This is a genomic window from Pseudomonas sp. AGC41 (assembly GCF_057334555.1).
This window is the reverse complement of record NZ_JBHFJB010000028.1, coordinates 102,395-122,610: the sequence shown is the minus strand read 5'-3', so window position 1 is coordinate 122,610 and position 20,216 is coordinate 102,395. Positions and strand designations below refer to the sequence as shown.

Genomic DNA, 20,216 nt, shown 5'->3' with positions numbered 1-20,216 from the left:
TGGTGGAAGACGCCGCCACCAAGACACCGCTCGAGGGCGCCAAGATCGGGCAGCTCATGGCCTACCTGATGAACCATGGCGTATTGATGATCCCCTGCGGGCGCTACAGCAACGTGATGCGTGTGATGCCCTCACTGACGATCACGCGCTCGCTGTTCTTCAAGGCGCTGGACATCTTCGGCGATGCCCTGGCTTCCCTCAAGGCATGAGGCCTGTCGCCTCCGACCCATCACGCATGGACATCCACATGACTCAGCACCTGAACCACTTTATCCAGGGCGCGCCCTTCGAAGCCAGCGATGGCGCGCGCATTCCCCTTATCAACCCCGTGACCGAACAGGTGTACGGCAGTTGCGCAAGCGGCACCGCCGAGGATGTGGACCGGGCCGTGACAGCGGCGCGCGCCCAGCTGGAAGGTGGCGCCTGGAGCCGGCTTGACGGCGCCCAGCGCGGCCGGCTGTTATCGAAACTCGCTGACCTGGTGGAGCGCGACAGCGAATCACTGGCCGACATGGACGCCGACGCAATCGGCCGCGCACCGCTCGAACCGCGCCGGATGGACCTGCCCAACGCTATCGCCAACCTGCGCGCCGCCGCCGGCTGGGCCAACCAGCTTGAAGGACGCACCATTCCCACCGGCGGCTACTTCGGTCGCAAGACCCTCTCGTACACCGTGCGCGAGCCAGTGGGCGTCGTGGGCGCCATCGTGCCGTGGAACTCACCGCTGATGATCACTGTGTGGAAGCTCGCCGCATTGCTGTCGGCGGGCTGCACCGTGGTGATCAAACCTTCGGAAGAAACCCCGCAATCGGCCCTGCATCTGGCGGCGCTGGCACAGGAAGCTGGATTTCCAGACGGCGTGATCAACGTGGTCACCGGTTACGGTGCGCAGGTGGGCCGCGCCTTATGCGAACACCCGCATGTGGCCAAGATCAGTTTCACCGGCAGTCCCGAGGCCGGGCGTGAGATCCAGCGCACCGCGGGTGTGCTGTTCAAGCGCGTGGCACTGGAACTGGGCGGCAAGAGCCCGCAGATCGTGTTCGACGATGCGCCCTTCGATGAGGCGCTGTTCGGCTGCACCCTGGGCCTGTTCGCCAACCAGGGGCAGATCTGTGCCGCCGGCTCGCGCATCCTGGTCCAGCGCAGCCTCGCCGAGAGATTCGCTGGTGCACTGGCCGACGCCGCGCGCGCGGTCAAGGTCGGCGACCCTCGCCAGCCTGACGTGCAGATGGGGCCGGTGGCCAAGAAAGCGCAATTCGATCGCGTCAACCGTTACATCCAGCTGGGCATCGACCAAGGCGCCTCGCTGCTGGCCGGCGGCGTATCCACCCCTGACCAGGGCTGGTTCGTACGCCCGACGATTTTCGCCGACGCCCGCAATGACATGGCGATCGCCCAGGATGAGATCTTCGGCCCTGTCGGTACGGTGATCACATTTGATAGCGAAGAAGAGGCCGTGGCACTGGCCAACGACTCTGCCTACGGCCTGGCAGCCACGGTGTGGACCACCGACCTGGCGCGCGCGCACCGCGTGGCCGCAGCCGTAAAGGCCGGCGCCATCGGCGTCAACTGCTGGAGCCCGCTGGACGCCAACCTTCCGTGGGGGGGCGTCAAGGCCAGCGGCATAGGCCGCGAAGGCGGGCTTGGCGGCGCGCTGGCCTACACCGAGGAGAAAGTGATCACCGTGCTGCTACCCGCCTGAGAACAGTGACTGCACCGGTCATCCTCGCGGCCATGGCCGCCTAGGGTGGCATTCAATCGTGCGTTTTCGATGCCTTGATGATCAATGAAGAGACTGCGATGAACACCCAAAAACAAGCGACAATTGATCGGTATCCCGTGTCCCTGCGCATCCTGCATTGGGTGCGCGCCGTGGTCATCGCCGGCCTGCTCTGGGCCGGCTGGCACATGACCGGGCTTGATGATGAAGTGGTGAGTAAATACACACTCTATTATCCGTGGCACAAATCGTTCGGCGTGCTGGCGTTTCTGCTGGTGCTGGTGCAGATCGCCCTGCGCGTTCGCACCCCCGCGCTTCCGCAGCCACCGCAAACACTGGCGGCGCATGAGCGTTTTCTCTCACGTTTTGTACAACGCTCCATGTACGTGCTGATCGTGGCCGTCCCGTTGATGGGGTACTCGATGTCAAGCACCTACACCATGAGCGACGGTGTGTTCTTTTTCGGTGTGAACCTGCCGGAGTTGCTGACGAAGAATGACGATTGGTTTGTCGCGTTCCAATGGCTGCATAAAGTACTGGCTTATACCTTGTTGGTCTTGATCGTGCTGCATATCGCGGGGGCGCTCAAGCATCGGTTGTTCGACAGCGACCCTCGCAACGATGTATTGCGCCGCATGCTGTGAGCTAATAATTTCCTCGGCGCGTGCGCAGGATGCACCACCCCAGGTAGAGCATGTAGTAACTGTTGCTGCCTTCGGTTGCCGCTGGACTTCGGCCGAGGCGTAGTCCCTGCAGGAGGATACTCCCACTGCAAACTGTTTACGCTAACTTATATTTTTAAATCGATATAAAACTGCGACGAAAATACAAATAGGTAAATGGAATGACCTCACCGAGTAAGTTTGAGTGAATCCTTCGCTGCAAATCAGCTATTGGCAGCTTCGCCATCATATAGGGAGGTACTACGGGAGGCCCATCCATTCAGAAATGGAGGTCTACCCGTAGATGTCTACTAGCTGTTGCCGCTGACCGAAAACTGACCCAGTAGAGGCTGTTCTGCCGACTGAAAACTGACCCAGGTGTTCAACTGCTTCTGCTCACTTTTTGAGCAGGAGAACACAGGGTGATCAGCATGGAAATGTTGGGAAAAATCCGGCGGATGTACTTCCGCGACAAGCTCTCGCTGCACCAGATAGCCAAGCGTACCGGGCTGTCGAGAAACACCATCCGAAAATGGGTCAGAGCGCCCGAAGCCACTCAACCGGCGTACCAGCGGTGCACGACCTTCAACAAACTCAGCCCATTCCACGACACGCTGGAACAGGCGCTGAAAGCCGATTCGTTCCGGGCAAAGCACAACCGCAGAAGCGCCAAAGCACTTTTCGAGCAGATCAAGGCCGAGGGTTATGACGGCGGTTACAGCCAGCTCACGGCGTTCGTACGCTCGTGGCGAGGTGAGCAAGGCAAGTCTTTACGCGCTTTTGTGCCGCTGACGTTTGCGTTCGGTGAAGCCTTTCAATTTGACTGGAGCGAAGAAGGGCTGCTGATCGGAGGCCTGTTTCGACGCATCCAGGTCTCCCACATGAAGCTGTGCGCCAGTCGCGCATTCTGGTTGGTTGCGTACCCTAGCCAAGGTCACGAGATGCTATTCGATGCCCATACACGCTCGTTCGGAGCGTTAGGTGGCGTGCCGCGTCGCGACATCTAGGACAACATGAAAACGGCTGTCGACAAGGTCAATAAAGGCAAGGGCCGCACGGTCAATGCACGGTTTGCCGTGATGTGCGCGCACTACCTTTTCGATCCGGATTTCTGCAACGTAGCCTCTGGCTGGGAAAAGGGCATTGTCGAGAAGAACGTTCAAGACAGTCGACGGCACATTTGGCTTGACGCTCAAAACTGCATGTTCCACACCTTCGAGGAACTGAATGCCTGGCTCGGCCAACGATGTCGTGCGCTCTGGAGCGAGCTGCAGCATCCGCAGTACAACGGACTGACGGTGGCGGAAGTTTTGGAGCTGGAACGGGTCGAAATGATGCCGATGCCGACGGCCTTTGATGGCTACGTCGAGCGCACCGTACGGGTCTCCAGCACTTGCCGGATTAGCGTGGCGCGAAATCGCTATTCGGTGCCTTGTGAGCGAGTCGGGCAGTGGGTCAGCAGCTGTCTTTACCCATCCCAGATCGTGGTCATCGCCGATGAAACGATGATCGCCAGCCACGAGCGCCTCTTTGATCGAGATCAGGCCAGTTTTGACTGGCAGCATTACATCCCACTCATCGAACGCAAGCCGGGTGCACTGCGCAATGGCGCACCGTCTGCCAATCTGCCCACTCCGTTGCGGCTTCTCAAACGGGGCCTGAGACGTCACAGCAACGGTGATCGGATTATGACGCAGGTGCTCTCTGCCGTGCCCATCGCCGGTCTCGACCCGGTGCTGGTAGCGGTAGAACTGGTGCTTGAGTCGGGAAGTCTGAGCGCCGATCACATCTTAAATGTTCTCGCCCGACTCACCGCTACTGCACCACCGCCTTCCGTAGAAACCAGCCTGCAACTCAAGGTGCTCCCGTTGCCAACATGGCCCGATATGACCAACTCCGTACAACAGATGAGGAGAGCCGCAATGCGTGACTTGATGGCAGAACTTAAAGAACTGCGTCTGCATGGCATGGCGCAGGCTTGGGAAGAACTGGCGGCCCAGGGAGAAGCTTCGACGGCATCGTCGAAGTGGCTGCTTGAGCATCTGCTCCAACAGGAGCAGGCAGATCGCGCCGTGCGCTATGTGAACCATCAGATGAACATGGCAAAGCTTTCCATGCACCGTGAGTTAGCTGGCTTTGACTTCAGCGCTTCCAGCGCTGATGCCCGTCTGGTCAAGGAATACTCCAGTCTTGAGCTTACGGAGACTGCGCAAAATGTCGTGTTCATCGGTGGGCCTGGATCCGGAAAAACGCACCTGGCCATTGCCTTGGCCGTGTCCGGAATCACCACACATAACAAACGAGTACGGTTCTTCTCCACGGTCGATCTCGTCAACCTGCTGGAGCGTGAAAAGTACGATGGTAAGGCAGGCCGAATCGCCCAGGGACTGCTTCGGACAGATCTGGTGATACTCGATGAGCTGGGGTATTTGCCCTTCAGTCATAGTGGTGGCGCGTTGTTATTTCACCTGCTTTCAACACTGTACGAGCACACCAGCGTGGTCATCACCACCAACCTCAGCTTCTCGGAATGGTCGAGTGTGTTTGGCGACGCCAAGATGACCACAGCGTTGCTGGATCGGCTTACGCACCACTGCCACATCGTCGAAACGGGCAAAGGGTCCTACCGCCTGCAACACAGCCCACCTTGGCAGACCAGACAAAGATCAAATCGCGTGAACGAAAGCGCAAGGATGCAGAGAATATCGAGGACGATGCACCGTTTTGACCGGCACCATAAATACCCTGCTGCATGCCTACATGCGGTGGGCTTGATGAGCCTTCAACCGGAACACGACTGCTAAGCTTATCCACAATTGCTGGGGCAAAAATCAGCAATCCGCCCTGGGTCAATTTTCAATCGGCAGGGTGGGTCAGTTTTCAATCAGCGCCAACAGAATTAGCTCTTTTTCGGTAAAAAAGTAATTGACCATCCCAATGACAATCGCAGACGACGCAATAACGACGCCAACTCCCGACATCATTTTCTGTCGTAACGAGGACATTCCTAAACCCTAGCCGTATTTTTATTTAAATTTTTCTCTTTACGTAACTAGGTTAGCTAGTGACTAATACTCTTTGCTAAAGGCTCCGCTCGCGCCACCAAAGTACTTATTGATTCCACTTTCCGGATCAGCTTGGTTTAAGATTGAAATCGCAGTGTTCTTACCATATCCTCATCAATCACCACTCCCAAACCGGGACCACAAGGGGCTTTTAGCCCGCCATTCCGGGGTAAAAGCCGCTCCTTGACAATATCGGTTTGCAATCTCAACGGTCCAAACAACTCGCTACCAAGCTGCAATTCTGGAAGGCTAGAATAGAGATGTAAACTTGCCGCGGTTCCGAGCGAACTCTCCAAGGAAGTGCCGCCATATAACTTCAGCCCGGCTGCCGCAGCTACACACGCGATTCGCCGGGAGGCCAGCAGCCCTCCATCTCGATTTGGTTTGAGAGAAACAGCAGACGCCGCGCCGGTTCGGGCAACTTCGAATGTGGACCGTAAATCCACTAGCGATTCATCTGCAATGATGTCCATCGTAGACGACGATCGCAACCGTGCGGCCCCTTGATGATCCGTCATTGGCAGAGGTTGTTCGATACAATCAATCCCCGCCTCCTCCAGTACTGGAAAATATCGGAGTGCGGTAGTCAGGTCCCATCCCTGATTGATATCGAGGATGATCGTAGCCCTCCCACGGAAAGCCTCGGCGATTCCGACTATGCGAGCTAATTCCTCGTCCGCTTTGCCTTGACCAAACTTGAGCTTGAATCGGCGATGACCGCGAGACAGCATCGCGTGCTCCCCTTCCAAAATATCGCCCGCTTCACTACCTGTGGACAAAGTCCATGCAACTTCGACTCGGTCGCGGCAACAGCCACCTAGCAAATTTTTAACCGACATCTGCTGTTGATGTCCTAGCAAATCGAACGCCGCCATCTCTAAGGCAGAGCGCGCCGCGGCGTTTCCCCTCACCAAACGCGCTAGCCGATGACTGAACTCCTCAATGCCGGCGAATCTGACGTTCGTGATATGCGGCGCGAGATACCTATCGATAGCTACTTGCACAGCTTCGATACTTTCCGGTCCCCAATATGGCCCGCCCATGATGGTCGCCTCGCCATAGCCAACCACCCCCTGCACGTCGGTCAAACGAACGAGCACCAGATTGAGTCTATCCAATTCACCGAATGACATTCTAATTGGCTGAGAGAATGGAATGTCCAATCGCTGCGTACTTATGTTTTCAATCGAAAAACCGGAAGGCATTCTGTCTGCTCCGTCTCGTTGCGAAAAAGCCTGGCAACCAAAGCGCGAGGCTCCTGATAATGCTCAACCTCATGATCATGTGGGCATCACAAAGTTGTATTCGTAGATATAAAAAGGCGCTTTCAACTCTCGTGATTCAATCTGCTGGATGTCTGTTACATAAATTAACTCCTCAATCAACCCATCTCGCACGGCATTGGCTACGTCGGAGTCCAAATATTCTCCGCCTGCAAAATACAACTGTGATGTCATTTCGTCATAATCTGGATGACGCAGCTTCATATGCAAATGGGCAGGTCTGAAGTAATGCCGCCCCATCTGACTCAATAGATAACCGGTCGGTCCTGCCTTTGGAATCTCGTACGGTGGCGGTAGGATAGTTCTTACTTCGAAAATCCCCTGAGAATCGGCCCTAAATCGACCACGAAGATTGAAGTCCGGGATGTCGGGGTGGATGTTCGAATAAAGACCTTGGGCATCGGCATGCCAAAGATCAATCTCTACTTCCGGCACGGGGTGCCCTAAGGAATTAGTAACGCGACCGGTAAAAAATAGCACCGTGCCAGGCTCGTCAGACCGCTGCGGCATGACGCTGGGAGCCGGTAGAAATGGCGCACCGTGGACATAGAACGGTCCTTCGATGGCCTCCGGACTTCCAACTCTATCAATGTTGCTAATATCAGTAGCTTGCGCCTCAAGAAAAACGTCTAGCAGCAGAGACTCTTCACCCTGTTTGATCGACGATATGATCAAGTCGGTCGCTGCGCGGTACTCGCTATGCGTAACTCGATGGCGCCTCATGAAATCTAGCAGATCTTCTTCCAACGCAGTAACCAGCTCGACTAATCGGCCGTTGCTCATCGCCGCCTCCTATTGCACGTGTACGCGCAACTTTTTTTGTAGTTTTTGACGAGGCCCCCCGCGGCTTACGAACCTTGCCACGGGCAGCACCCAGCTGTACGCTATGCGTACCGCTTGTACGCATTAAGTACATCGTGCTTATAATCATCCCGCCTGTCAACAGCGCGCCAAACCCGTCTCTGAGAACAGTGATATGAACGAAGAAATGACTAGCGAGCGCAACGCCGACTATATCCAGTCGATAGAAAGGGGTCTGGCTGTGATTTGCTCGTTCTCCCACCAGTCGGCTACGAGCACCTTGACGGAAGTGGCTCGAAGAACTGGATTGAGCAAGCCCACCGTCCGTCGGATACTGCTCACTCTCAAAAAACTCGGTTATGCACGTGAAGGTGAATCTGGTTTCAGTTTGACGCCGAAAATGCTAGAGCTCGGATACGCTTACCTATCATCCCAGAGCCTTACCCAGATTGCTCAAAGTAGGCTCGAACAACTGACCGATCTATTGAACGAAAGTACGGCGTTAGTCGCCCTTGATGGCAATGACGTTATCTACCTCAGCCGCGTCCACAGACACCGCATCACCAGCATCACACTGGCTGTCGGCACACGGCTGCCAGCGTATGCGACGGCATCGGGTCATGTGCTATTAGCCGGTCAATCAGTAGCAGCTCTAGAGCGCTATCTCTCAACCGTCGCATTTAAGGCATTAACCGATAGGACACTTACCACTCGTCAAGCTCTAGAGCAGCGCATTGAGGTAGTGCGCCATCGTGGCTGGGATGCAGTAGATCAAGAGCTCGAGATGGGACGCAGATCTATCGCCGTTCCAATTCGAGATATGCATGGAGAGATCACCGCTGCGCTCTCTCTCTCCTGCGGCACCAACGCTCGTTCTTTTGAGGAGATGTGCGATCTTTGTCTTCCACATCTTCTTGGTGCCGCCGCGCAGATCAGCAACTCTATGGGCTATCGCCAAAAACAATAGAGCAAAAATCAAAAGAGGTTAAATGGAATGAGTTCTTATCATAAAACGCTGCCAACCTATGATCAATTGATGCTTCGCCAGGATGCACCTCCAGGCTCAAGCTGGGGCTTGTTTGGTGAAAATGATCAAATTGGAACACTAAACCTGATCGATGCTGATTCGCGATTGCGCGGTGTCGCCGCAGCTATACAAGGTAAAGCGTTTAGCCTCGACTTGCCTTCCACTGCCATTTACCCCTCATTGGCGCCCACGCGCAAGCCTATTGCCCACCACATTTTCCAGCGCAACGATTTCCACCATGATGAATGGCTGGATAATTTTTACACTCAATATGGCAGCCAGATTGATGGATTACGCCACATTGGCCATCCTCAATACGGATTCTACAACGGCTACGATCACTCTCAGTTCAAGCCAGGTACTGAGACGCTAAGTATCCATCATTTCGCAGCGCTACCTATCGCTACCCGTGGGGTCTTGATCGATGTCCAACGCTACATGGCAAAACAGGGGATGCCGTTGGACCAGAGTACCGGTCAGGCTATATCGATCGATACAATTGAAGCCGCACGACTGAGCCAGAATGTCGAAATTTTGCCTGGCGACGCGGTAGTTCTTCGCTTTGGCTGGTTGAATTACTATCTAAACCAAACAAACATCGCCACCCGGGATAAATTGGTGACAGAGCAATTCCATCCTGGACTAGAACAATCAAACAAGGCTCTTTCTTGGTTGTGGGATAATCGGATTAGCTTAATCGCAGCAGATAACTTCGCCTTAGAGTGCTGGCCGGCAAAATCAGATAGTCCTTTCTTCACACCCGGAGAAATGAGTCAAAAAGAATGCAGCGTCCATGCGGGAATTATGCATCGGGCGATCATTCCACTACTTGGAATGCCTATTGGTGAACTTTGGGCTATTGATAAGTTGGCAGAAGCTTGCGCCGAAGATAACCGCTACACGTTTCTGCTTACCGCTTCCCCATTGCCGATCGTCGGCGGCGTTGGGTCGCCCGCCAACGCCATCGCAATTCGATAGGGAGTGCAATGTGAACCAAGTCGCCACGCCCTTCGTTTATATGAGCGCCCCCTCACGCGTGATATTTGGTGCGGGCTCCACAAATGATCTCTGTCGCGAAATCGGTCAACTCTCAATCCAGAGAGTATTGTTTGTCGGTACGTCAAGTCAGCGAGATCGAAACCTATCCATTGCCCGGTCTCTAGAAGACCAATATTCAATCTGTTTTAACGAAGCAGAGATGCATACACCGGTACACATTACCGAAAAAGCAATGGCCATCGTCGAGTCGCAGAAAATCGATGGTATTATTGCAGTAGGCGGGGGCTCCAGCGTCGGTCTCAGCAAAGCCATTGCTTATCGTACCGGCCTGCCGCAGATCATTATCCCGACTACATATTCCGGTTCAGAAGTAACCGCAATCCTGACTGAGACGGAGGGAGGCCACAAGTTAACCAGGACCGACCCCTACATCAGGCCCAACGTTGTGATTTACGATGTTAATCAAACCTTAAGCTTGCCGGCGCATATATCGGTCACCAGTGGCATGAACGCCATCGCGCATGCTGTTGAAGCGCTTTACGCCCATGACACTAATCCTGTGATCGCTTCACTTGCTGAGCAAGGCATTCAATCCTTAATACACGCATTACCTATGATCGTCGAGAGTCCTTACGACGTAGAGGCTCGTGAAAAAGCTCTCTACGGCGCATGGCTATGCGGCATTTGTTTAGGCTCCACGTCAATGGCCATTCACCACAAACTGTGCCATACCTTAGGCGGTACATTTGAACTGCCGCATGCAGAAACGCATACAGCCCTGCTGCCACATGCCGTGAGCTTTAATCTCGCCAGCGCACCCAATGCGGCCCAGATATTGAGCCGCGTTTTCGATAACAATAATCCGGCACGCGCATTGTTCGATTTGGCCAAACACCTCGGCGCCCAAATGTCATTAAAAGGTCTAGGCATGCCTGAAGATGGAATCGATCGAGCCACCGAGCTCTCGTTTAAGAAAGTCTATCCCAATCCAAGACCACTGGATCATGCAGGGGTTAGAGAACTGATCCGCAATGCGTGGGAGGGCAAGCCTCCTGCATAATGGGACACTGCTGACGAGCACTAGCACCGTCCCTGTAAGCCTAAACGATAGCCGAGGCGGCGTGTCTAAACGCTTGGTTTGTTCTGTCACAAACGCCCTGGCTTTTCTTGAGGTACCTCATGCAAGCACAACAGTTAACTGTCGCTGAGTCGAAATATCCCCTTACGGACACTTATAACAAATACGGTTTACCATGCGAGTGCGCACCATTGCTGCGGCGATTTCGCGCTTGCGAATCGCTCTGAGGCGGGCGACGGCATCGAACTTATTGGTTGCTGGGTGTCAGAAATTGGCTCACTGAATACGATCGCAATTTTGCGCCGCTATTCCAGCCCTCACGTATTGGCAGCAGAGAGAACGCGAGTGTTGATTTCTAAGGATCCCTTTCAAATTGGGGAGTTTATTTTTCATCAGGACTTCGAGGATTACCGGATCTTCCCTTTATCGAGCCTCTCGCTCCAGGAAGCTACGGCCCCTATTACAAATTTCGTGAATACGACCTTGTGAATTCCGGTTTGGAACGTACCCTGGAGGGATGGAAAAACGCAATAGCGCAACGCACCGGCGAACTCTACTCTCCTGTTTATGCAGCATTCTATGCTATCAGCGGACGTATACCGCGCTATCTGCATATCTGGCCTTACGCTAGTTTAGAGCAGCGCATGGAAGTGCGAACTCGATCCGTAGCAGATGGCGTCTGGCCTCCGAATAAATCTGCCCAGCAGTTGCAGACGATGAAATCCACAATCTATGTATCCGCCCCATTTTCAGCTCTAACGTAACGTTTGCCTCAGCTCGCGAGGATTAATATGCTACGAGAATTGATAGCATTCCGACAACAATGATCAGATTACTATTTGCGACCGTTTGGGCTCGTAAAATTACTTTTATCGGGTAAACGCGACCCCAATGGACGTTTGCCCATATTGCCGACCCCTCGACCTACTGCAGACGAAACCTCAAAATATGCAGAGCCGATGTAACTAGAAGCTTTGAAAGTGGCTAACGAGGTAGAACTCAAGTCCCGCAACCCTTAGCGTCAACAAATATGAATACTGTAACAATCATGTACTTAACAAAGCCTACATCTACACCAATCACCCCTAAGCCAAGAAATTGTTTACTATAATGCAAAATATAAACCCAGCAGAATGTTATCAGTTTCTCAGGCAGCTTAAATCTCTATATACAGCCAATCAACCACTACCTCTCCAGGTAAGCCAAGTTACAGTCAATTTTGTCGAAAATGAGATACATCTTATTTAATTCTGCAACAGATATACCTTTGAGCAACCCCTTCTCCCATTCCAAAGCAGCGGCCTCTATTCTACGGAACTTCTCCAAGCCTAACCGTGTAAGGGATATTTTAAGTCGTCGATTGTCTGCACCGCACCGCTCGCGTTGTATTAAGCTTTTCGTCGATAGCCGGTCTAATGCTCGCGTAATTGCAGCTTTATCTAACCCCGTAACCTGAGATATATGCTTGGCAGAAAGATTCGATACCTCCATCGCAACAACCATAACGCTAAATTCCGGGCTCGATATACCAAACTCCTCGTTTATACCGGATAAAAGACGTAAAACGCGCTCGCTAATGGCTTTAATACGGCAAGGTAAGAAACCCTCAAAACATAACCTCTGATCAGTCCGAGCTACGTTCATTTTTCGCTATCCAGTCTAATAACGCTTTCTCAGGAAGTAGTAGATGACATTGTGCATCCTAACCTGCAACGATGAAAATGCCAACCACCCCGGAAGCCTATCATTTTCTAACGTTAGGCACTCGGGGGGTCAGGCGTCGGTCTACGCGCGCTCGCTGTATTTGAGGCAAGCTATTGACCACATCTCGCGCACCTTTGCTCAATTCAGTTACTTCTGAAAACACACGGGCTTGCTGGCGGGGTTCTGGTCTATACCGGGGGTTATTTTTGCATGTTCGGTTAACGCTACTTGGTAAGAAGGCGTCAATCCCACACTAGCGCAGAGGTCGACAATTGCGAACAACCCCCCAGAGGCCAACGGGACGGATTCACGAATGGCTCAACCCGAAGGGGTTGCGAGCTGAGACTTCAACGTAAAGGCCCACAGCATAAAATAAGCTAGAGAAGAGAGCGGAGCGTGTAAATGTAAAATTTAATAAACGTCAGTTTTCGGCAGTATGGCACCTGTCCGCTCCATGCTTAGTTGCTGCTCTAGCGCCAGTTGGATTATGGGGAAGCCGCGGGCTGGCGGGCAACATATACAAACGGAAACTATGAACTAACCCGCCAGCAGAACCCAGACCACATTATTAAAACAGCAAGGACTCTTCTTGAAAACCCAACAGCAATGAAAGCCTATTTTGCAAGAGTAAAAAAAGCAACACTCAAAAAATATCCCAGCGCAACTTTCACCTACAGCCGAGAACCAACCAGGAGCATAAAATCCTCGACTAAGGTCAGACATAGATAGGCATTATATTTGTATTATCTTCAATCCAAATTATCTTGAATCATTCACTTTTAGGCACCCCAAAATCTCCCGCCATATTTACTACCTTAGAATAGATGATATAATAACAGGATAAAAACCGACTTCAGCATGGGCTGAAGCATCGCTAAAAAGCCTTTCAATAAAAATCCGGCAATGCCGCAAGGATATTTTGATGGATGCTATTACTCCAACTATAGATACTCGCTATCTCAATGAGCCGGGTGCATTCGAAAAGTATATTCCAATGGACGAATGGAAATTATCCGACAACCCATTCGTATTTAAAGTGGCAGCGAAAATCAACGCAGGGGCTCGGTTTCACGACCTTACGCTGCATAGTTTTGTTTCACTGTTCGGTACTGCTGCGGCTTTGGGTACCGGACTCACCTTTGAGTTAGATATTCACTTCACTTCTATTAACAATAAAGGAGCTAAGAAGTTAGATGTAAACGTAGCTTTTGTTGGCGAGAGAGCAATACCTTGGGGAGCCGACGATGCGGGCTTTCTTATGTATGCGCTTGAGTGGTTTGCTCGAAGGCAAACGTTTATGCGTTTGAGCATGACGGATGGTGGTTTGTTTTGGATTTATCAGCGTGACAGCATTAACTCATCAATTTATTGTAATACTATTTAAGCTCTTAATCCTAACCCGCCATGAAATTAAAGATACATCCTGTGGATATTTCCGACGGATTGAGTTTCAATCATCGTAGAGTCACTATATAACTAAGCATGGAGCAAATAAAAGATCTGATTCTAGAAAGCTATTAATTAACGCTGGAAGTATATAGCCTATGTTTGACAGATCGACTCTTAGCACAAGCAATCTTGTAGATTAGAATAACAATAAGATCGGTGATCGATTAGAAGGTCACCGATCTTATTTATCTATGGCTTCAACAAAATTGACTCTGAAGGGTAATCGGATGCCCATGTGGAGTGTAACGGAGCGATGAAAACGTTTTCAGTACGATTACGAGTGAATCGCCATTTTCCGTCTTCGCATAATTTATAAGCGTTGAATAATCGAGACGACCGTAGCACCGCTTCACCGTTGGAAAACAGCCATGGCTGAATATGAACCCACTGTCCTGTTGCGGTTATTCCATCAGCAGCTACATGAATCTGCTCCGACGTTACGTAGTGACAGTTAAGAACGATTTTACGATCTTTATTGTTCTGGTGAAAGCCTTCAAAGAACTGTCTGACTGCCTTCTTTCCTTCAGCACGGCCAAACTGGCCATTGTAGTATTCACCAACACCCTCCCAAACTGCCTCGTCAGAAAAAAGCTCCATGATTAAGTCGATCCGGTGCTCAGGATTCCTGACACCATACTCAGGCACAGGGGTGTCGCAGAGGGCCATATAGCGCATCTGCACTCGACGAACCTCATTTTCTGCCTCTAAAATAACTATGCGATTAGTGAGCTGAGCGAGTGTTCGCTGTAGATCTACCATAACAACTGTCTCCGGAGTTAGTAAACTCGTTGTATATGAAGGAGGGCGGTGATTCCCAACATTTACGGATAACCATAAGTCTCTGGGGCGCCAGACAATAGAGCGCCTGCATTTTCGAACGTTGAGTCATTCAAAGCGGCATGCTGGGTCACAACCAGGCAATCACGTAGAATACGTTGCATGGGATGGTTTTCTTGAATAGCCGCCATCCCCACCACTCGATAGCAATCCTGTACGGTCTCAGCACTTGCGTGCGCCGCATGGCTAGCAGAAAGCCGTAGTAAATTTATGGCCTCTACGGAAAGTTGTTCCTGATGCTGCAATTCTTCCCATGCTTTTTCGGCTGTCTCATAGAAAAAGGCTCTGGCTGATCGTAACCGGGCCTCCCCCTGAGCTAGCGCCGTCCTAAAGTAGGCCCGCTCCACAAGACGCGGCGCGCCAGGCATAATTTTCGCCCCACCAGACATGTTGATCGCAAGATTTAGGGCTGCGCGTGCAAGCCCTAGATTACAAGCTGCGTGGACTTGAGCTTGATAAGCTAGCAGAGGGTAGCGGTAGAGTGAGTCGTCATAAATACTTCGCGCGCCACGGGGACACGTCCAAAAATCGGTGAATAGCCGATCCTCTACTTGTATATCGTGGCTTCCTGTACCACGCATACCCATGGCGTCCCAAGTCTCAATTATTTGTACATCTTCGGCCGGTGCCACAGCCATAAGTACTTCTGACGCGCCGCCTCCTCCCATGTCAGAGCTACCTTTTCGGCCCTGGATACCCATACTGATCCAGTCGGCGCCCATACAACCCGACGCAAACTTCCAGCGCCCTGAAGCTATCCAACCATTTTCTACTCGCTTGGCTTGCTGAACAGGGTAAAGTCCTCCCGCAAAAACCTGATCTGGGCCATTGGCATATATAACAGCTTGAGCTTCTTCAGGTAGTGCCGCGTAGTAGGTGTTAGCAGATCCGAAGGCCGCAACCCAAGCCGTAGAACCATCAACCTCACCAAGTTTGTCAATCATTTTAAGGAAATGATGGGGGGGCAACGCATCGCCGCCAAATTTAACTGGGGTAGCAGATCGAAAAATTCGAGCAGCTTTCATCATAGACACAATTTCTTTAGGGACATGTCGTCTTGCATGAATTTCATCGCGACGCTTAAGCACCTCATCCATTAATTCGATGAAAGCAGGTTGTTCAGTGAGCTTTGAAAAATCAACCAATTCAGCAGGGGCTGATAATGGTCGAGACATACCTAGCAAAATATCGGACATTGCTCGAACCTCATTTTCTTGGCTAAACGCTAGAGAAGAACCGAAATAACAAATGCATAGAATTACAACACGGTATGAATCTAGCGCATAATTTGAACATCTGGGGCATCTCTTGGATCATTCGAACGGCGCCATATTAAATCCGCAAAACGTATCAGTGCAGGGATGACTTGTAAATCCACTGGCTTAAGGACGTGGACAGTCCCTCAGAATCTTGACTCTAGCGCTTGAGAATCCACACAAAAAGGGACGTCACGCTACAGCTACACAATTGCATCCTACTTAGAAGGACAATATGATAAGATTTTTATTTCTCAACAGTCCTTAAAGGTCGTGTGACTGATACAGAAATAAACGCACTGCTCGACTGGACACAGAACTCAGAAACGCTCAGATGCCTGGCTAACTCGGCTAACTGCCCCAAGCTAATCAGCTTGAGCCTCTATGCGCTTGAAATCTCTACAAAAATATACCAGCCCACCCCGCCGCCGCTCCGCTAACGTAACGCTCACCACACGGCAAAACAGGACAGTGTGCGTGCCTTCTTTTTGCTGACCGGTAATTTTACAATCAAAGGATGCGTTCGCTCCTTTCAACCGAGGAGAACCCGTCTCGCCGGTTGCCCACTCCCCAAAAGAAAACCGATCCACACCGCCCACATGACGAGCAAAATGCCCTGAAAGTTCTTTATCTTCGTAGGCGAGCACATTCACACATAGCACACTATTTTCGATAAATTTATTATGCGAGAATGACTTTTGATTCACGCAGACAAGTAGCGTTGGTGGGTCATCCGTGATCGAACATACCGCTGAAGCAGTAAGGCCATGTCTTCCCGCAGGACCGTCCGTAGTGATTAAGTTCACAGCGGCGCCTAACCGGCTCATGCCCTCTCTAAAATTGAGCTGCGTTTCACTGAGTTCCATATTAGCATCCTCAAATATCTAGAACTAATTTTGGGCTATTAGCGCGAGAACAGCATACGCAGATTAACGCCCCCTCTCGTCGCTCTTCATCGGTTAAAAATTGATCACGGTGGTCAATCTCACCCTCAATCACGTTTGTCATACATGTACCACATACACCCTCCTCGCACATCACATCGACTTTGATTCCGACCTTTGCCAAAACTCGAGCTATCGTATCGTCAGGACCAATTGTTACGGTCACTCCGCTATTGGCACACTCAACGTCAAAGCTATTACCGGAATAAGTGACATCCGCTGAGAAATACTCTCGGTGGATATTTCCATTCGGATAACCTGCCTGTTTAGCAGCAGTAATTATCCAGTCAATAAATCCTTGAGGTCCACATATATAACAATGGGTAGTGGTCGTCGGTGCCGGAAGATCTCGGAACAAATCAAGTTTTTGAGCCGCTTCCCTTCCTCCAAAATGAAAAAAAATATTCTCAGGTTCATACGCCCCCCTAAGATCGTCAACAAAAGCAGCATTCTCTTCTGAACGCGAAAAATAATGCAGCTTGAATTTTTTTCCTAACTCCTTGAGACGGGCCGCCATCGCAATCATTGGTGTAATTCCGATACCTCCACCAAAAAGCATGCTACATTCAGCACTCTCATCCAAAGGAAAATTATTATTAGGCCCTTCCACGTCAAACACTGCCCCTTCGACGGCCGTTGCGTGAACTAAAACCGAACCGCCTCTCGATTTCGGGTCTTTAAGCACAGCAATTTCATAAAAATCCAATTCACAGGGATCGGAACAAATTGAGTATTGTCGCCACGCTTCTATATTAGGCAAATAGATACTTAAATGGGCGCCAGCCTCGAAAGGTACCAGCCCAGCACCATCTTCAGATACAAATCTAATCCGAATTATTCCCCCTCCACTATCAAAACGACGTATAACTTTTAGCCGCTGCCGTTCACGCTTCTTCATTATTCCTACCTTTTTTTATAATTTTAAAGCGGTCGAGATTCTTAGCTTTTTTCGATCGACATACCTTTACTCAATCGCAGCAAAGAAAGAGAGAAAAACGCGCCGCTGCTGCCAACTACCGGTCTATATAAATAGCCAGCCAGTTATAACTAATCACTTATCCAGAATCCTACCTGAATACTTGCATGTCGCGCGTGCAAACCATAAAGATACAATAAAAACATGATCATATTGTACAAAGCCGCGATCATAATTAAATACTAGTGTGTTTAAGCTGGCGAGCAATTGCACAAAGCTTTGCATCTTCATTCTTTTTTCCAACCAACTGCATTCCAACTGGCCAACCATTTTTGGAGAGGAAAGGAATTGTAATTGCAGGGTGACCACTGAGATTGAATGGTCTCAGAAACTGAGTAGTCCATAATACGGATCGCTTATTTCTTACGGAGTTGATGGTAGGCGGGATATCGGGCATTGCTGGAAGTAACAACGCGTCAAAATTTAACAATAGCTCATCGACCTGCTTGCAGAACTGCTTGCGCACTACCTCAGCGCGACTCACACTTTGCTCCGTTATTTTACGAGCCTCACCCAATCTGAGTGCCACATCCTCCCCTAGGGGACTACGAGTATCAAGGAGGTGTCCGTACTCTAACGCTGTTTCATAACCAATTATGATCATTGCTGCATCGAAAGCTGCGTCCAAGCTCTTAAGTTCTACTACCGGCAGTGAGGCAAACGATCGCAACAGATGGAGTATTTCAGGGCCAAGTTTTGAGGAGATATTAATCCTACCAATACGTGGTTTGCGTTGGAGATTATCAGCAAAGAAACTAGGATCCATAGCCTTCATTGCCGTCTCGATCATGTCAATGTCGCGGGCAATGGGGCCCGCACAATCGAGGGAACTGTTGGAGCCTTTGATCCCGGCATGACTCAAACGACCAAAAGTAGGCTTAAAACCGAACACACCACAACAAGTCGCGGGCTGACGTATAGATCCTCCGGTATCAGTGCCTATAGCAAAGTCACACCACCCCGCAGCGACAGCTACAGCAGATCCAGAGGATGATCCCCCAGGTATTAACTCGGGCCACCTAGGATTGACAGGAGTGCCGTAAAAATTATTGACGCCGGTCATTCCGAAAGCCAATTCGTGCATATTGGCTTTGCCTATAATCCGGCAGCCCGCATTCAGGACATTTTCAATGACCCGCGCATTTGACTCAGCCGGTAACGCGTCTGAGTAGGCCTCAGAGCCAATACCTGTAACCGTACCCGCGATGTCAAAACAGTCCTTGACGACCACCGAAGGCCCTTCCCCGCCTAAGGCGAGAGGGTGGACCAATGCCACATCGTTTAGCTGCATATCCGCCTCCATTTACGGTAATTATCATGTTATTGTTAATGTATGTCAACCGGGCGCGTCATCTCTCTTCGTGCTGAACAGGAGGGTTTTAAGGTCTATTTCATCTAAACCAGTGTAGCCCACATGACTAATCTCGAAGGGATTTCGGAGCCTCTCCCGTCCTGCCGTATAAAAGGAACGGAACAAACGTAAGTCCTACGCGCCCCCTCCAAGTCACTAATATCGGCGGTGCGTTAAACTGGGCGGTCGCAGCTGCAACGCGACATGGCTTCGTAAGCTTTTACCAAGAAGGCTGCGGCGGGCGATCAGTGCTTGGCACTGCCACGCATGAGGTTCTCGATTCGAGAAGGGGTTAGTCCTCGCTCACAGAACCGTACTTAACAGTCTTTCTGTCATACGGTTCTTGATTACCCCTTCGCTGTAGGTGCTGCATACAAATGCGTGAAGAATCTCGGATTTTCTGCTTGGACAAGACCCAGCCACTACACCGCTTGACGTAGGGAGAATCGGTAGTTGCTCTTCAGTCATTTGAGCAGGTGCGAACGCAAGGAGCTCGGCAATCGATAGCTGACATTTCGTACCTAATAACGGTAGTTTGGTCCATCCTCGAATCGCGTCCCACCTGTGAGAAAAACTCTCCAAGTCATCTGTCGTTGATCGAAGAATGTGCCGTTTTTCGATCGTGTCTATTATTCTGCCGGTTGCCTGAACTCATTCATGGCACTTTTTCAGTAAGGGCCGCAATGCCCTAGTTCACCGTAACGTTGCGCATACCCAGCCAGATTAGCCTGGTGGCCGCGTCATTGGTCGGGACGTGGCCTCTCGTTTTGATGATCTATCGCCGTTTAGCGTTGATGCTCTCGATTGAGTTGGTCGTATGATCACTTTCCGGACGTCAAGTGGGAGGACAACTTGATCCCAGACACTTCGCGAGGCAGCCGCGAGGGTCGGATGCTGTTAACCCCGGTGGGCCGGTTTTGAACAAGTACAAAACCATTGGGGCGGCATCGGCGTTGATCGATTGATAGATTAGCTTGAGAGCCTTGGCTAGTTTCCCCGGCGTTGTCCCATGGTCGAGGCTACGCGGAGGTGCGTGATGCAGGTTTCTGCAACCTCCTCTCAGG

14 protein-coding genes and 5 pseudogenes are annotated in these 20,216 nt (G+C 51.2%); 10 read left to right on the top strand and 9 right to left on the bottom strand.

Translation table 11 applies throughout. From position 1 onward, the window contains the following. The 5 genes and pseudogenes from ACE04F_RS05300 to istB all read left to right on the top strand — a co-directional run. A pseudogene (locus tag ACE04F_RS05300) lies at positions 1-209 on the top strand (aspartate aminotransferase family protein); the annotation flags it as partial. A 38-nt stretch (positions 210-247) separates the two neighbouring features. After that, the gene (locus ACE04F_RS05295; protein ID WP_486105316.1) at positions 248-1,702 is read left to right on the top strand and encodes an aldehyde dehydrogenase family protein; all 1,455 of its coding nucleotides are present in this window, start codon (positions 248-250) and stop codon (positions 1,700-1,702) included. Positions 1,703-1,800: 98 nt separating this feature from the next. Beyond that, complete coding sequence (locus ACE04F_RS05290) at positions 1,801-2,364, top strand: cytochrome b (protein WP_434694890.1); 564 nt, start codon at positions 1,801-1,803, stop codon at positions 2,362-2,364. A gap of 449 nt (positions 2,365-2,813) precedes the next feature. Further along, a pseudogene (gene istA, locus ACE04F_RS05285) lies at positions 2,814-4,312 on the top strand (IS21 family transposase). Continuing rightward, positions 4,305-5,110 (top strand): annotated as a pseudogene (istB, locus tag ACE04F_RS05280) (IS21-like element helper ATPase IstB). Before istA ends, istB begins: the two co-directional pseudogenes overlap by 8 nt. Before the next feature lie 414 nt (positions 5,111-5,524). On the opposite strand, the gene ACE04F_RS05275 reads toward istB, so the two are convergent. Further along, a complete protein-coding gene (locus ACE04F_RS05275; protein WP_434694891.1) occupies positions 5,525-6,652 on the bottom strand; it encodes a muconate/chloromuconate family cycloisomerase in 1,128 nt (375 codons plus the stop codon). A gap of 75 nt (positions 6,653-6,727) precedes the next feature. Beyond that, a complete protein-coding gene (locus ACE04F_RS05270; RefSeq protein WP_434694892.1) occupies positions 6,728-7,513 on the bottom strand; it encodes a dioxygenase family protein in 786 nt (261 codons plus the stop codon). Positions 7,514-7,706: 193 nt separating this feature from the next. Between ACE04F_RS05270 and ACE04F_RS05265 the strand changes: the two genes are divergently transcribed. The 4 genes and pseudogenes from ACE04F_RS05265 (at position 7,707) to ACE04F_RS05250 (ending at position 11,399) form a co-directional block, all read left to right on the top strand. Next, positions 7,707-8,498, top strand: coding sequence for an IclR family transcriptional regulator domain-containing protein (locus ACE04F_RS05265; protein WP_434694893.1), 792 nt, complete (start codon positions 7,707-7,709; stop codon positions 8,496-8,498). Between the two features lie 27 nt (positions 8,499-8,525). Then, positions 8,526-9,536 (top strand): cyclase family protein, encoded by a 1,011-nt coding sequence (locus ACE04F_RS05260; protein ID WP_434694894.1) that lies wholly within the window; start codon positions 8,526-8,528, stop codon positions 9,534-9,536. Between the two features lie 10 nt (positions 9,537-9,546). Further along, complete coding sequence (locus ACE04F_RS05255) at positions 9,547-10,617, top strand: maleylacetate reductase (protein WP_434694895.1); 1,071 nt, start codon at positions 9,547-9,549, stop codon at positions 10,615-10,617. 193 nt (positions 10,618-10,810) lie between these two features. Next, positions 10,811-11,399, top strand: a pseudogene (locus tag ACE04F_RS05250) (NIPSNAP family protein). A 421-nt stretch (positions 11,400-11,820) separates the two neighbouring features. Here the strand turns inward: ACE04F_RS05250 and ACE04F_RS05245 are convergent. Next, a complete protein-coding gene (locus ACE04F_RS05245; RefSeq protein WP_434694896.1) occupies positions 11,821-12,279 on the bottom strand; it encodes a MarR family winged helix-turn-helix transcriptional regulator in 459 nt (152 codons plus the stop codon). Between the two features lie 982 nt (positions 12,280-13,261). Between ACE04F_RS05245 and ACE04F_RS05240 the strand changes: the two genes are divergently transcribed. Further along, entirely contained in the window at positions 13,262-13,723 is a 462-nt protein-coding gene (locus ACE04F_RS05240) for a hypothetical protein (protein WP_434694897.1), read from the top strand. 254 nt (positions 13,724-13,977) lie between these two features. Here ACE04F_RS05240 and ACE04F_RS05235 read toward each other — a convergent pair whose 3' ends face one another. The 6 genes and pseudogenes from ACE04F_RS05235 to ACE04F_RS05210 all read right to left on the bottom strand — a co-directional run. After that, a complete protein-coding gene (locus ACE04F_RS05235; RefSeq protein WP_434694898.1) occupies positions 13,978-14,547 on the bottom strand; it encodes a nuclear transport factor 2 family protein in 570 nt (189 codons plus the stop codon). A gap of 62 nt (positions 14,548-14,609) precedes the next feature. Continuing rightward, positions 14,610-15,821 (bottom strand): acyl-CoA dehydrogenase family protein, encoded by a 1,212-nt coding sequence (locus ACE04F_RS05230; RefSeq protein WP_434694899.1) that lies wholly within the window; start codon positions 15,819-15,821, stop codon positions 14,610-14,612. 425 nt (positions 15,822-16,246) lie between these two features. Next, positions 16,247-16,747 carry a flavin reductase gene (locus ACE04F_RS05225; RefSeq protein ID WP_434694900.1) on the bottom strand — a complete coding sequence of 167 codons (501 nt, stop codon included), beginning with the start codon at positions 16,745-16,747 and terminating at the stop codon, positions 16,247-16,249. 10 nt (positions 16,748-16,757) lie between these two features. Then, entirely contained in the window at positions 16,758-17,723 is a 966-nt protein-coding gene (locus ACE04F_RS05220) for a PDR/VanB family oxidoreductase (protein WP_486105315.1), read from the bottom strand. A 253-nt stretch (positions 17,724-17,976) separates the two neighbouring features. Next, positions 17,977-19,092: an amidase gene (locus ACE04F_RS05215; RefSeq protein WP_486105314.1), complete on the bottom strand. Its 1,116-nt coding sequence runs from the start codon at positions 19,090-19,092 to the stop codon at positions 17,977-17,979. A 757-nt stretch (positions 19,093-19,849) separates the two neighbouring features. Beyond that, positions 19,850-20,049 (bottom strand): annotated as a pseudogene (locus ACE04F_RS05210) (transposase); the annotation flags it as partial. Between the last annotated feature and the right edge of the window lie 167 nt (positions 20,050-20,216).

Coding starts and splice junctions, on each gene's coding strand:
- ACE04F_RS05270 (WP_434694892.1), bottom strand. CDS start 7,513: ATGAGCAACGGCCGATTAGTCGAGCTGGTTACTGCGTTGGAAGAAGAT.
- ACE04F_RS05245 (WP_434694896.1), bottom strand. CDS start 12,279: ATGAACGTAGCTCGGACTGATCAGAGGTTATGTTTTGAGGGTTTCTTA.
- ACE04F_RS05215 (WP_486105314.1), bottom strand. CDS start 19,092: ATGCAGCTAAACGATGTGGCATTGGTCCACCCTCTCGCCTTAGGCGGG.
- ACE04F_RS05235 (WP_434694898.1), bottom strand. CDS start 14,547: ATGGTAGATCTACAGCGAACACTCGCTCAGCTCACTAATCGCATAGTT.
- ACE04F_RS05260 (WP_434694894.1), top strand. CDS start 8,526: ATGAGTTCTTATCATAAAACGCTGCCAACCTATGATCAATTGATGCTT.
- ACE04F_RS05240 (WP_434694897.1), top strand. CDS start 13,262: ATGGATGCTATTACTCCAACTATAGATACTCGCTATCTCAATGAGCCG.
- ACE04F_RS05220 (WP_486105315.1), bottom strand. CDS start 17,723: ATGAAGAAGCGTGAACGGCAGCGGCTAAAAGTTATACGTCGTTTTGAT.
- ACE04F_RS05290 (WP_434694890.1), top strand. CDS start 1,801: ATGAACACCCAAAAACAAGCGACAATTGATCGGTATCCCGTGTCCCTG.
- ACE04F_RS05275 (WP_434694891.1), bottom strand. CDS start 6,652: ATGCCTTCCGGTTTTTCGATTGAAAACATAAGTACGCAGCGATTGGAC.
- ACE04F_RS05295 (WP_486105316.1), top strand. CDS start 248: ATGACTCAGCACCTGAACCACTTTATCCAGGGCGCGCCCTTCGAAGCC.
- ACE04F_RS05265 (WP_434694893.1), top strand. CDS start 7,707: ATGAACGAAGAAATGACTAGCGAGCGCAACGCCGACTATATCCAGTCG.
- ACE04F_RS05230 (WP_434694899.1), bottom strand. CDS start 15,821: ATGTCCGATATTTTGCTAGGTATGTCTCGACCATTATCAGCCCCTGCT.
- ACE04F_RS05225 (WP_434694900.1), bottom strand. CDS start 16,747: ATGGAACTCAGTGAAACGCAGCTCAATTTTAGAGAGGGCATGAGCCGG.